Here is a 12,909-nt window from a genome sequence, read left to right on the forward strand (position 1 = left end):
GGGGTCAGGCCGGGGCGCAGGTCTTCTCGTCGACCAGGACGGCCAGGTCGGCGAGCACGGGGTGGGCCATGAGCTCCGGCAGGGACACCGCGCGGTCGAGGGCGATGGCCAGCTTCACCGCCGACAGCGACGTGCCGCCGCGGTCGAAGAAGGAGTCGGTGCGGCTCACCTGGTCCTCCGGGATGCCGAGCACCCGCGCCCACGCGGCCGCCAGGCGCCGCTCGGTGGGCGTCCGCGGGCTGCTGTGCTCCTCCTCGACGGCGGCGAGGTCCGCGGCCAGCGCGGTCAGCGCCTTCTTGTCGATCTTGCTGTTGGTGGTGAGCGGCAGGCGCTCCCGCCAGTGGAAGGCCTTCGGGACCATGTAGACCGGCAGCGACGCGGCCAGCCGGGCGCGCAGCACGTCGGCGTCCACCGCCTCCGCCCCCGAGTAGAAGGCCACCAGGTGGCGGCTCCGGTCGGCGCCCTCGGCGACCACCACGGCGGCGTCCCGGACCCCCGGCGTGCGCAGCAGGGTGTTCTCGATCTCGCCGATCTCGATGCGGAAGCCGGAGATCTTCACCTGGCTGTCCCGGCGGCCGAGGAACTCCAGCTTGCCGTCGGGCCGCCAGCGGCCGTGGTCGCCGCTGCGGTACAGCCGCCGGCCGGGACGGTACGGGTCGGGCACGAAGGCCAGCCGGGTGCGCTCGGGGTCGTTGACGTACCCACGGCCGACGCAGACGCCGGAGAAGACGATCTCCCCGGGGGCGCCGAGCGGGACGGGGGCCAGCTGCTCGTCGACGACGCGGACCTCGACGTTGGCCACCGGGCCGCCGAGCGGCACCCGGTCGCCGTCCGGGACGCCGTGCATGACCTCGTGGTTGGTGTCGTCGGAGGTCTCGGTGAGCCCGTAGGCGTTCACCAGCGCGATCGCCGGCTTCGCGGCGAACCAGCGCTGGGTGAGCTCCTTCTTCAGCGCCTCGCCGGTGACCGACACGCAGCGCAGGTCGGGCAGGTCCCGCGGGTGCACCTCGAGGTAGGAGAGGACGACCTCGAGGTAGGACGGCACGACCTGGACGACGGAGACCCGCCCCGCGGCGAGCAGGTCGACGAAGCGCTCGGCGTCGAGGACGACGTCCTGCGGGACGAGCAGGGTGCGCCCGCCCACCAGCAGCGCGGAGACCAGCTGCCACAGCGAGATGTCGAAGCACTGCGGGGCGACCTGGGCGACGGTCTGCCCCTCGCCGATGCCGAGGTCGTCGATCTTGGCGAAGAGGTGGTTGAGCATGCCCGCGTGCTCGCACATCGCCCCCTTGGGCTCCCCGGTGGAGCCGGAGGTGAAGTAGATGTAGGCGAGCTGGTCCGGGGAGACGGCGATGCCGAGGTCCTCGTCGGAGTGCCCCTCGGCGACGGCGGCACCGACCTCCAGGGCCGCCACGCCGGGCAGCCGGGTCAGGGCCGCGTCCAGCGAGGTGGTGCTGCCCGGCTCGGTGAGCACCAGCCGGCACCCGGCACGGCCCAGCGTGGTCGCGATGCGGTCGGCCGGGAAGTGCGGCTCGACGGGCAGGTAGGCGCCGCCGGCCTTGAAGACCGCGAGGACCGCGGTCAGCCAGTCCAGGTCCCGCTCGGTGACCACGGCGACGACGTCCTCGGACTGCAGCCCGCGGGCGCGCAGGGCCCGGGCCAGCCGGTTGGCGCGGGCGTTGAGCTCGCCGTAGGTCAGCTGCCGGTCCCCGTGGACCGCGGCGACGTCGTCCGGGCGGAGGCCGGCCTGCTCCTCGAACAGCTCGTGCGCCCGGCGGTCGGGCAGCTCCCGGGCACGGCCGGCCATCCCGTCGAGCTGGCGGCGCAGCTCGTCGGGGGCCAGCAGGCTCTGCCGCGCCGGGTCGGCGTCGGGGTCGGCGGCGATCAGGGTGAGGGCGGTGCGGTGGTAGCCGGAGATGCGGGCGGCGGCGCCGGCGTCCAGGGCGTCCTTGCGGTACCGCAGCGCCAGGCGGGCGCCGTCCCCGGGGACGCCGACCCGGAGGACCGCGCCGTCGGGGAGCTCCCCGTCGCCGCTCGGGTCGAAGACCACCTCGGACGTCGGGCCGGTCAGGTCCAGGTCGCGGCGCAGGTCGTCGAGCGCGACGTCCCGGTGGGCGCGCAGCCCGGCCTCGACCGCGGCGGCCGACCGCACCAGCTCGCGCCACGACCCGGTGTCCGTGGACAGCCGGCAGGGCAGCGGGCCGCTGCCGCCCCCGGCGAGGTAGCCGGTGACGACGTCGGTCTCCCCGGAGAGGGCCGCGAGGACCCGGGCGTGCGCGGCCAGCAGCACCGACCGGAGCGGCACCTCGAGCTCGGCGGCCAGCCGGCGCAGGGCCGCGGTGAGGCTGCCCGGCAGCAGCGCCTCGTGCCGGGCGGTGCCGGGGCGGGGGTCGAGGGTCCACCGCGGGACCGCGGTCGACCCGCCCGCGCGGAGCACCCCGCGCCAGAAGTCCTGGCCGGTGTCGGCAGCCGTGACGGTCATGGGGAGCGTTCCCTTCTCAGCGGGCGGTCGGGGTCAGGTGCCGTGGGCCGGCACGGTGCCGCCCTCCGGACGAGGACACGGGGACGGGGTCGATCCGCGGCGGCACGACGGCGGCAGCCGGGAGCCGGCGCAGGCTGGGTGCGGGCAGGGCGGGCGGGACCTCGGGCAGCTCCTCCGCGGGGTTGCCGCCCCAGTGCTCGCCCGGCGGGATCTCCTCGCCCTTCATCAGGAACGAGTCGGCCGCGAGGACGGCGCCGTCGCCGAGCGTCACGCCGTAGTGGGTCCAGGCGACCATGCCCAGGGTGACCCCGTTGCCGAGGGTGATGGTGTCGGACTTGAAGGCGCCGTCCTCCTGCGAGTGCGCCTGCAGCCAGGTCTGGGCGTTGAGGGTGCAGTCGTCGCCGATGGTGACCAGCGTCCGCTCGGGGATGTCGGCCCCGTCATCGAACAGCCGACGGCCGACGCGCACGCCGACCAGCCGCCACATCAGGCCCTTCATCGGCGTGCCGTTGAACAGGGCGGGGTTCCACAGCAGCTTCCAGTAGCGCTCGTGCCACCAGAAGTACGGGTCGTAGATCGAGCAGAACTGCGGCTCGAGCCGGCCGAAGCGCAGGTTGGCCCGCTCGACCAGGACGCCGAAGGCGATGGTGAACAGGACGATCCCGAGCTCCGCGGCGAAGATCGACAGCGCACCGAGGCTGTGGTGCAGGTCCGCGGCCGCGAGCGCGAGCAGCGTGAGGCCCAGGTAGTTGACCCACCGGAGCACGAGGAACCACGCCATCGTCCGCAGGTTGTAGTGGTTCTTGGCGGCCAGCCGGACGGGCAGCTCCTCGGCGCTCTTGTAGTGGTCGAACGTGCCGTCGCGCTCCACCGACCGCGGGATCTCGAACGCCGGTGAGCCGAGCAGCCCCACGTCGTCGCGGACCGGTCCCTCGATCGGCAGCTGGACCTTGGTCGCGAGCAGGCAGTTCTCGCCCATCTTCGACTGCGGCGGGTAGATGATCCCGTTGCCGAGGAAGCTGTGCGGGCCGATCGTCGCGCGCGAGACGCGGAACGAGGTGGCCGAGTAGTCGGTGTTCACGACGGTCAGCCCGTCGGCGACCATCGTCCCGGTCCCGACGGTGACGTGGTACGGGGTGTCGTGGGTGACGTTGGTGCCGAAGTTCGACCCCGTCTGCACGACCTCGGACAGGTCGTACCCGATCCACCGCAGGTAGGAGACGATGTAGGAGCTGTCGCCGAACAGGCCGGTGAGGAACTTGCGGTTGGTCAGCCGGGTGATCCCGCGCTGCACCGCGTAGTGGAACCCGTACAGCGGATAGACCCGGTCCGGGGTGATGAACAGGTTCAGGACGCGGGGGACGGTCGTCGCGACCAGCAGGGCCAGGAGCACCGAACCGAAGAACAGGACGGCGGAGACCTCCGCGGCGTGGACGTAGAACGTCAGGTTCGCGAACGCCAGCGGCCCGGGGTCGAGCAGCGCGCCGATCTCCGGCCACAGGACCAGCAGCATGGCGATGCCACCGATGCTGAGGGGCAGGCTCAACAGGACCACGGTCAGGAACTGCCAGAGGGAGTAGGCGATCCGCCGCCGCGTGCCGCACGGGGCCGGGGGGACCACCCGGTAGTCGACGTCGGTCCGCTGCGCGGGGTTGCCGTGCCAGTGCTCGCCGGCGGGCACGGCCTGGCCGCGCTGCAGGGTGGAGCGCAGGCCCAGCTGGGCGCCGTCACCGATCGAGGTGTCGATGTCCAGGACGGTCGCCTCGCCGACCAGGACGTCCCGGCCGATGGTGACCGGGCCGGTCTGGATGGAACCCGCGTGCGCCCGGTAGCAGGCGAACACCGACTCCCGACGGATGACCGTGTGGTCGCCGACCGTGAGCAGGTCGATGGCGACCGGCACCTGCTTGGTGGCCAGGATCGTGACGCCGCGGCCGATCCGGGCGCCCAGGGCCCTCAGGTAGAGCAGGTAGATCGGGGAGCCGCCGAAGAACAGCACGAGGGGGTTGGCGCGGATCAGTGTCTTGACCACCCAGAACCGCACGTACGCCAGGCTCCAGACGGGGAACTCCTGCGGGGTGAACCGGCCGATCAGCACCCACTTCGCGACGACCGGCGTGACGATGACGCCCAGCAGGGTCGCGGCGCCGAAGACGACCGCCCGCAGGTACTCGTCGACGAGCGTGCGGCCGTCGGAGATCCAGTCGAAGCCGGTGGTGGCCACGACCGCGACGAGGTAGGCGTACGCCAGGAAGGCCAGGACCTGCAGCGTCCCCACGAGGGCGTAGCGGAGGGTGCTGGCCGGCGGCCCTCCGGTCGCCGGCGCCTGCGCCGCGGTCGGCACGGGCGCCGGCGCCGGGACCGTGGGGGCCGGGACGGTGCCGGCGCCGGGCGGGGGTGCGGCCAGTGCCGACGCCAGCTCGCGGATCGTGGGGTGCGCGTAGACGTCCTTGATCGACACCGAGGGGAGGTCGGTGCGCTTGCGGACGCGGGCGCAGAACTGGGCCATGACCATCGAGTCGGCGCCCAGGTCGTCGAAGACGTGGCTGGTCGGTGTCACCGGCTTGCCCACGACGTCGGCGAGCACGCTCACGAGGGCGTCCTCGACCGGGTCGGGAGCCGGCGCCGGCGTCGGCGCCGGCGCGAGGGCGGTGGCCAGGTCGCGGATGGTGGGGTGCCGGTAGACGTCCTTGATCGACACCGAGGGGAGGTCGGTGCGCTTGCGGACGCGGGCGCAGAACTGGGCCATGACCATCGAGTCGGCGCCCAGGTCGTCGAAGAAGTGGCTCTCAGGGTCGACGGGCTTGCCGACGACGTCGGCCAGCACGTCGGCCAGGGCACGCTCCGCGGGGGTCGCCGTCGCCGGGTGGCCGTCCCTGCCCGGCGACGGGGCGGGGACGGCCGGGACGGCGGGGTCGGCGGTCAGGACGTCGGCGGGTTCCTTCAGCACGTGGGCTCCTCGGCCTCGGCTCAGCGGGCAGGGGCCGGCGCGGGGCGGTCGTGCCCCGCGCCGACGGAGGGATCAGGCGGACTGCAGGCCCGCGGCGACCTGGCTGTCGGAGAGCACGTCCTCGCCGTACAGCGCGTGCAGCCAGTTGGACTGGTAGACGGTCTCCAGGTAGCGCTCACCCAGGTCGGGGGCGATGGCGACGGCGGTGAGGTGGGCGGCGTCGTGCTCGGCCAGCCAGCGGGCGGCGCCGCTGACGACGGTCCCGGTCGAGCCGCCGAAGAGGAAACCGCGCCGGGCCAGGCGGTGGCAGGCGCGGATGGCGTCGGCCTCCTCGACCATCACCACCTCGTCGACGTAGCTCTCGTCGAGCAGCGGCGGCCGCATGCTCATGCCCAGTCCGGGGATCATCCGGCGACCGGGGGCGCCGCCGAAGATGACCGAGCCGACGGCGTCCACGGCCACCACGCGGACCGGCCGGTGCCACTCGCGGAAGAACCGGGCGCAACCCATGAGGGTGCCGGTGGTGCCGGCGCCGACGAACAGGACGTCCAGCCGCGGGAACGACCGGACGATGGCCGGCGCGGTGGTCCGGTGGTGGGCGCGCCAGTTGGCCTGGTTCGTGTACTGGTTGAGCCACACGTACCGCGGGTCGGCGGCGCACAGCGCCTGCACGTGGTTCAGCCGGGCGCCGAGCAACCCGCCGGCCGGGTCCGGCTCGGAGACCACGTACACCTCGGCGCCGAGCGCCTCCATGAGCAGCCGGGTCTGCAGGTTGCACCGCGAGTCGGTCACGCAGAGGAACCGGTAGCCCTTGCTGGCCGCGATCATGCTCAGGGCGACGCCGAGGTTGCCCGACGAGGATTCCACGATGATCGAGTCGCGGGTCAGGACGCCGTCCCGCTCGGCGCTCTCCACCATCTCGGTGGCCGCCTTGACCTTGACCGACCCGGCGAAGTTGAAGCCCTCGCACTTGAGGAACAGGGGCTGGTCGAAGATCGGCTCCAGGTCGACGTAGAGGTCGTCCTCGTTGAACGCCTGCGGGCTGGAGATGATGGTCACCACGAACTCCTCGCCTCAAGACGGGGGCCCGGAGCCGTGGATCGTCACGGTCTCCGTGCACACCCGGGGGAGCGGCCCCGTTGCCCTCCCCGTCGTCGGGACGCCGACGCGGGCACGAGGATCCAATACGGGCAGGACAGGTAGCCATACGACCTTGGGACTAGTACCGGGGGCACGGGACCTCCGGCCCGGTCCCGACGTCCCGGACCAGGGCGGATGGCGGGCTGCCGACACCCGCGCGGCCTCCCGGACCCCGTCGGTGCCGCCGCCTAGCGTGGACGGCGATGACCGAGGCCCCGCGCACCCCGAACCCGACGACCGCCCAGTTCCCGAGCGTGCCGCCCGCCGGCGCCACCCCGGCGCCCGTCGGTGCCCCTGCGCCGCCCACGGGCACCCCTGCGCCTCCTGCCGGAGCGAGCGCGCCCGCCGGTGCACCGCCGGCGCCCCCCGCCGGTCCCGCGCCGTCCGTGCCGCTGGCCACCGGGCCGATCCCCGGCGGCGCCCCGTCTGCCCCGCCGGCGCCGCAGGGCGGGTCCACCCCGTCGGGAGCACCGGCTGCGTCGTCGGCGGCCGGGAGCGGGCGGACCGCCCAGGCCCCGATGGCGCCCCCCGAGGGGCACCAGCCGACGGGGCCGGTCCCCGGCCGGCCGCGGGTGGGGCCGCGGCGCGCGAGCCCGCTGACCCGCATGGGCCCGTGGGCGCCGGCCGCCGGGGCGCTGGTCGGCCTGCTGGCCGGGCTGCTCGCCGTGCTGTTCCTGTCCGGAGCGGCCGACGCCTTCAACGAGCGGTTGGCGCTGGTCTTCCTCGTCGTCGGCCTCGGCATGCTCGGGGCCGCAGGGGCGCTGCTGGCCGACGAGGTGCGCCTGGTGCGCCGCGGCGCCCGGGAGGCGGGCATCCGGCCGGCGTGGGTCGAGGCGACGGCGAACCTGATCAACGGCCTCACGCCGGCCCGGCTGCTCCTGCTGGCCAGCGCCTTCGTGCTCTTCCTGGCCGCCTACGTCACCTGACCGCCCGCCCCGTCGCCGGGCCGCGGCGGACGGTCACCCGTAGGCCTGGACGGCCAGGGTGATCGCCAGTCCGATCCCGGCGACGGCGATCAGCCGCCGCAGTGCCGTCTGCGGGGCCCGGCGGACCACGCCCGGCCCGATCCGGCCGCCGACGAACAGGCCGATGGCCAGCGGGATGGCCGCCGACCACGCCACCGGGGTCGAGAGCACGAACCCGGTGGCCGCGACGGCGTTGGCCATGCCCAGCACCACGTTCTTGAGGGCGTTGCCGCGCGGCAGCCCCTCGCCGGTGGACAGCAGGAACATCGCCAGCATCATCACGCCGGCCGCGGCGCCGAAGTAGCCGCCGTAGATCGCGATGGTGAAGGTGCCCAACGGCAGCCACCACGGGTCCCGGTGGGTGGGGTGGTGCAGTCTGCCCTCGACGGCCAGCTCACCGGGCGGGCGCTGGACCAGCAGCGCGATGGAGGCGCCGGCGATCAGCCACGGCACGATCCGCTCGAAGGCCTCCGACGGGGTGAGCAGCAGCAGTGCCGCTCCAGCGGCGCCGCCGAGCAGCGCGCCCACCGACAGGCGGAGCAGCCGGCGGCCCTGCCCCCGCAGCTCGGGCCGGGAGGCGCTGACCGCCCCGACGCTGTTGAGCACCAGGGAGACGGTGTTGGTCACGTTGGCAGTCACCGGGGGGAGGCCGGTCGCGAGCAGCGCGGGATAGCTGATCAGCGAGGCCAGACCGGCGATGCTGCCTGTCAGGCCGGCGCCGATGCCGGCGAGGACGAGGAAGCCGAACTCGACGGGACTCACCCGGCGTCGCCCCCACGGACGGGGGCTGCCCGCAGCTCGCGCGGCCGCAGCCGGCCGGCGACGAGGTCGGCGGCGACGTCGTCGACGACCCGCCCCGCGGCGATCGCGGCCGCCTGCATGGTCGCCAGCGCGTCGGCGGGAGGCAGGTCCAGGGTGACGCCGATCAGCCCCATGGCCTGCCAGACCCGGGTCCGCCGCTGTGCGTCCGGCCCCGCCAGCCAGTCGCTGCCGTCGTCGGGGAACTCCGGCCCGCGGACGGAGAGCAGCAGCTCCTGCGCGACCCGCCCGGCGACCACGGCGACGTCGCGGCGGTCCAGCCGGGGTAGTGCCGCGGGGTCGTGGACGTAGAGGTCGAGGACCACCAGCGGGCCCAGCGGCGGGGGGAGGGGCACCGAGAGCACGGCCCGGTGCGCCGTCTCGGCCATGAGGGACGCGAACAGCTCCGGCCAGTTGCGCTCGATGTCGATCGGCGCGAAGGCGATGACCGTGCCGTCGTCGTGGGCGCGCAGGCACGGCCCGTCGCCGAGGGTGAACTGCTGCCGCTCGGCGTGCGCGGTCGACTCGTCGCTGGCTCCGATGGGGGTCCGCAGGGTGCCGGCGTGCAGGCTCAGCCCCGCTCCGTCGACGCCCAGGACGCCGGCGGTGGCGCGCGCCAGGCGGGAGGGCAGCAGTTCGGGACCGGCGGCTGTCGGCGGGGCGTGGCGCAGGGCGTCGTCGAAGCGCTCGGCCACCGGACCCGTCATGGCCTCCAGCTTGCCGGGTGGCCCGGTTCACACCGGTGCCGGGCCGTCAGCGGGACAGCAGCACCCCGATTGCGACGCAGCCGAGCAGCACGATCGCGGTCCGGAGGACCGCCGCGGGCAGCCGCCGGCCGAACCGCGCGCCGGTGTGCCCGCCCAGCAGCGACCCCGCGGCCACCAGCCCGGCGGCCCGCCAGTCCAGGCGGTCGGTGGCGACGACGACGTAGGCGCCCGCGGCCACCGCGTTCACCGCGAGGGTCAGCACGTTCTTCAGCGCGTTGAGCCGTTGCAGCGACTCGTGGAGCAGCAGCCCGAAGATGCCGATCTGCAGCACGCCCTGGCTGGCCGCGAAGTAGCCGCCGTAGCTGCCGGTGGCGTAGGCGCCGGCGAACAGGGCGGCCAGCCGGCCGCGCCCGATCCGCTCCGGCGGCGGCGGGTCCTCCTCGGCACGTCTCCGGCGGGCCAGCGTCCGCTGCAGCAGCGGCTGGACGGCGACCAGCACCACCGCGAGCGCGACGAGGACCGGCACGACCGACTCGAAGGCCTCCGCCGGCAGGTGCAGCAGCAGGAAGGCGCCGGTGAGCGCGCCCAGGACCGACGCCGGGAGCAGCCGCAGCAACAGCCAGCGCTGGCCGGCGAGCTCCCGCCGGTACCCGACCGCGCCGGTCAGGTTGCCGGCCACCAGCCCGAGGGAGTTGCTGACCGTCGCGGTGACCGGTGGCAGACCGACGGCGAGCAGCACCGGGAAGGTGACCAGCGTGCCGGAGCCGACGACGGCGTTGATGCTCCCGGCCGCCAGCCCCGCCGCGGCGACGGCCAGCATCTCCCATCCGCTCATGTGGTCATCACCGGTGAGGTTGCCACGCCCGCCCAGTGGCGGGGGAGAGGGGAGTCGGTCGAGCCGCCTGCTCCCGCGCCTCCAGCCACCAGATCGCGCGCAGGACGGTCACGACTCCGCCCGCGGTGCCAGCGGCGTTGCGGTGCTCGCCGCAGTTCAGCGGCCGGGGCGCCGGCCCGGAGCGACGCCGCGCCGCCTCCGGTCCGCGTCGTCTCCGCAGGGAGTCCTCACCCGGCCGTGCGCACGGAACTCCAGGTGAGCAGGCGCTCCAGTGGCCCCCGGCCGAGGAACAGCCGCCAGATCGTGGCGGCGGCGGTGGTGATCAGGACGGAGACCAGCCAGGGGCCGTTGGTGTCGTGGTCGAGGGTGCCGGTGAGCCACACGGCGACGACACCGCCGACGTACGCGCTGAGGGCCATCGACCCGACGGCCGCCACCGGGGAGAGGACCCTCGGCAGCCGGTCGGCGAGCACCAGGCACACGGCGATGACGGTGAGCGCGACGCCGACCGACCCGGCGATCTCGAAGGTCGTGCCGCTGTGCGGCGAGGCACCGACCAACCAGGTCGGGTCCCACATGTCAGGACGCTCGGAGAAGCCGTCCGGGCTCCGCACCGGTTGCCCGCCGGCCCACGCCTGTGTGGTCAGCCAGCCGCCGCCGTAGCCGAGGACGGCGAGGGCTCCGCCGGCGCCCAGGAGCCGCAGCCGCACCCGTGCCGAGGTGAGGTCGCAGCGCCCGACGGCGAGCCCGACGAGGATGAACGTCCACCAGATCAGCGCGGGGTAGGCGCCGGTCACGGCCAGCGAGACGAACGGGGTGTCGAAGGCGTCGTTGCCGTCGGCGAAGTGTGCCAGCAGCAGGTCGGCGGGCGGGGTCAGCACGGCCAGCACAGCGGCCGCGACGAGCAACCGCGGGGGCGACCATCGCAGGAACGGCAGGGCGAGGACGAACAGCAGCGCGTACACGCCGAGGATCACGTCGATGTCGGTGCCCAGCGCCTCGAGCGCGCCGCCGATGACGAACAGCCACGCGGCCCGGACCAGGATCCGCATCCGCGCGCGGACCAGCTCGTCGCCGGTGACCGGTTCGGTGCGCCCGGACAGCAGCGCCACCGAGATCCCGGCGAGGACGGCGAACAGGATCGACGACCGCCCGTTGACCACGCCCAGCCACCCCGCGGGCGTCGGCTGCACGTCGCCCGGCACGGCTCCGACGTGGGCGCCGAGCATCCCGAACACCGCGAGCGCGCGAGCCACGTCGAGACCGACGACCCGGCCGGACCGTCTCGTGGCGGGAGCCGGGGTCGTCGGCGGTCCGGTCGTGCACGCGGGGCCGGGGGCGGAGCTCATGGCGGGGCACGGTAAGCGGTGCGAACGGGGGCGTGACGCCCGTCGAGGACCCTTTGCCAACTCATGAGGGACCCTTTGCCAACCCCTTGCCGATCGCACAGGCGCCTGGCGGCCCCACTCCCGGGGGGCGGCCGCCTCCGGCTGGTCGAACGCCGCTGAGCGATGCGGTGACACAACTGCGGGAGCCCTGCATCGTGGGAGCTGCCGGGTGGCCGGCACCGTCCGGTGGCGGAACGGAGGCGATGCTCGTGCGCACTCGCATCATCGGCGTGGCCGTGCTGGCCTCCGCCGTCGCGACCTTCCTCTTCGGCGTCCCGCTGGCTCTCGCGGTGTTGAGACACCTCATGGGGCAGGAGCGCGGCCACCTCGTGCGGGTCGCCAGCGACGTGGCGATCGACGTCGCCGACAGCGTGGAGGGCGGCACTCCGATCGACCCCGACGACGTCGACGACGTCGGCGACGACGGCGAGGACCTCACAGCCGCTGTGTTCGACCAGGACGGGGACCTGTTGGCCGGTGCGACACCCGATGGCGACGTCGCGGTCCTGGCGTCGGCGCTCGACGGCGAGATCAGAGCCGACGTCGACGGTGACGTGCTGGTCGCGGCCGCTCCGGTCACGCACGGCGAGGACGTCATCGGCGCGGTGCTGGTCTCCGAGGACCGCGGGGACGTGTTCGGCGAGGTCGCCCTGATCTGGGCTGCCATGGCCGGGTTGGCCGCCGCGGCGGTGACCGTGGCCTGGCTGGTCGGGCGATGGCAGGCCCGGCGGCTGGCCGGCCCGCTGGAGGACCTGGAGGAGAGCGCCCGCCGGCTCGGCGACGGGGACTTCAGCGTCCGCAGCCGTCCGGGCGGCATCCCCGAGATCGACTCCGTCGGTGCGGCGCTCGACACGACCGCCGAGCGACTCGACGACCTGCTCGCCCGCGAACGCGCGTTCTCCGCCGACGCCTCCCACCAGTTGCGGACGCCGCTGGCGGGCCTGCGGCTGCGGCTGGAGGCGGCGCTGGAGCAGCGCGACCACGACCCCTGGCCGGCGATCCTCGCGAGCCTGGCCGATGCCGACCGCCTGGAGGCCACCATCGAGGAGCTGCTGCTCCTGGCCCGTGCCGGGCAGCGCGCGGGAACCGAGCCGCTCGACCTCGGCGCGCTGATCGGGGAGCTGTCCCCGGAGTGGGGTGCGCGACTGGCGTTGCACGGCCGCGATCTGGTGGTCAGAGCGGACCCGGACGTCCCGGAGGCGCGGGCGTCGGCCGCCGCGGTCCGGCAGGTCCTCGGCGTGCTGGTCGACAACGCGACGGTGCACGGGGTCGGTCCCGTGACCGTCGCGGTGCGCCGGGCCAGCGGAGCGGTGGCGGTGGACGTCTGTGACGAGGGGCCCGGCGTCGCTCGAGGCTCCGGGCTGCTGTTCGCCCAGGGAGCAGACCGGCGCGACGGGCACGGCGTCGGCCTGGCGCTGGCCCGCCGCCTCGCCGAGGCCGAGGGTGGCCGGCTGCACCTCACCCAGCCCTCACCCCCGGTGTTCACCCTCCTGCTGCCCGAGGCCGAGGACGCCGGGACGGGTGCGATGGGCTCCGGCGCGTCGCGCCCGGGCAGCCGATGAGGCTCACCCGGTCCTGACCGGCCGACGCCGGGTGCGGGAGCGCTCCGGCCCCGTCCGTCGGCTCGCGAGCACACGGAGGGGG

Annotated in this window: 9 protein-coding genes; 2 read left to right on the forward strand and 7 right to left on the reverse strand. The window is 74.7% G+C overall.

Going from position 1 to position 12,909, the window contains the following annotated elements; genetic code table 11:
• Positions 1 to 4: 4 nt before the first annotated feature.
• The 3 genes from ACI79I_RS06550 to sbnA all read right to left on the reverse strand — a co-directional run bounded on the left by ACI79I_RS06550 (position 5) and on the right by sbnA (position 6,491).
• Complete coding sequence (locus tag ACI79I_RS06550) at positions 5 to 2,482, reverse strand: non-ribosomal peptide synthetase (protein WP_456991488.1); 2,478 nt, start codon at positions 2,480 to 2,482, stop codon at positions 5 to 7.
• Positions 2,483 to 2,498: 16 nt separating this feature from the next.
• Positions 2,499 to 5,432, reverse strand: coding sequence for a Pls/PosA family non-ribosomal peptide synthetase (locus ACI79I_RS06555; RefSeq protein WP_456991489.1), 2,934 nt, complete (start codon positions 5,430 to 5,432; stop codon positions 2,499 to 2,501).
• A 72-nt stretch (positions 5,433 to 5,504) separates the two neighbouring features.
• Positions 5,505 to 6,491: a 2,3-diaminopropionate biosynthesis protein SbnA gene (gene sbnA / locus ACI79I_RS06560; protein WP_456991490.1), complete on the reverse strand. Its 987-nt coding sequence runs from the start codon at positions 6,489 to 6,491 to the stop codon at positions 5,505 to 5,507.
• Between the two features lie 599 nt (positions 6,492 to 7,090).
• Here sbnA and ACI79I_RS06565 point away from each other — a divergent pair.
• The gene (locus tag ACI79I_RS06565) at positions 7,091 to 7,498 is read left to right on the forward strand and encodes a hypothetical protein (RefSeq protein WP_456991491.1); all 408 of its coding nucleotides are present in this window, start codon (positions 7,091 to 7,093) and stop codon (positions 7,496 to 7,498) included.
• A gap of 33 nt (positions 7,499 to 7,531) precedes the next feature.
• Here ACI79I_RS06565 and ACI79I_RS06570 read toward each other — a convergent pair whose 3' ends face one another.
• From ACI79I_RS06570 to ACI79I_RS06585, 4 genes are all read right to left on the reverse strand, one after another.
• Complete coding sequence (locus tag ACI79I_RS06570) at positions 7,532 to 8,299, reverse strand: sulfite exporter TauE/SafE family protein (protein WP_456991492.1); 768 nt, start codon at positions 8,297 to 8,299, stop codon at positions 7,532 to 7,534.
• Positions 8,296 to 9,042, reverse strand: coding sequence for a hypothetical protein (locus ACI79I_RS06575; protein ID WP_456991494.1), 747 nt, complete (start codon positions 9,040 to 9,042; stop codon positions 8,296 to 8,298). Before ACI79I_RS06575 ends, ACI79I_RS06570 begins: the two co-directional genes overlap by 4 nt.
• Positions 9,043 to 9,088: 46 nt before the next feature.
• Positions 9,089 to 9,877 carry a sulfite exporter TauE/SafE family protein gene (locus tag ACI79I_RS06580; protein ID WP_456991496.1) on the reverse strand — a complete coding sequence of 263 codons (789 nt, stop codon included), beginning with the start codon at positions 9,875 to 9,877 and terminating at the stop codon, positions 9,089 to 9,091.
• A gap of 227 nt (positions 9,878 to 10,104) precedes the next feature.
• Positions 10,105 to 11,226, reverse strand: coding sequence for a heparan-alpha-glucosaminide N-acetyltransferase domain-containing protein (locus tag ACI79I_RS06585; protein WP_456991497.1), 1,122 nt, complete (start codon positions 11,224 to 11,226; stop codon positions 10,105 to 10,107).
• Positions 11,227 to 11,474: 248 nt separating this feature from the next.
• Between ACI79I_RS06585 and ACI79I_RS06590 the strand changes: the two genes are divergently transcribed.
• Positions 11,475 to 12,827, forward strand: coding sequence for a sensor histidine kinase (locus ACI79I_RS06590; protein ID WP_456991498.1), 1,353 nt, complete (start codon positions 11,475 to 11,477; stop codon positions 12,825 to 12,827).
• Positions 12,828 to 12,909: the final 82 nt, after the last annotated feature.

The organism is Geodermatophilus sp. SYSU D01105, from assembly GCF_054050095.1.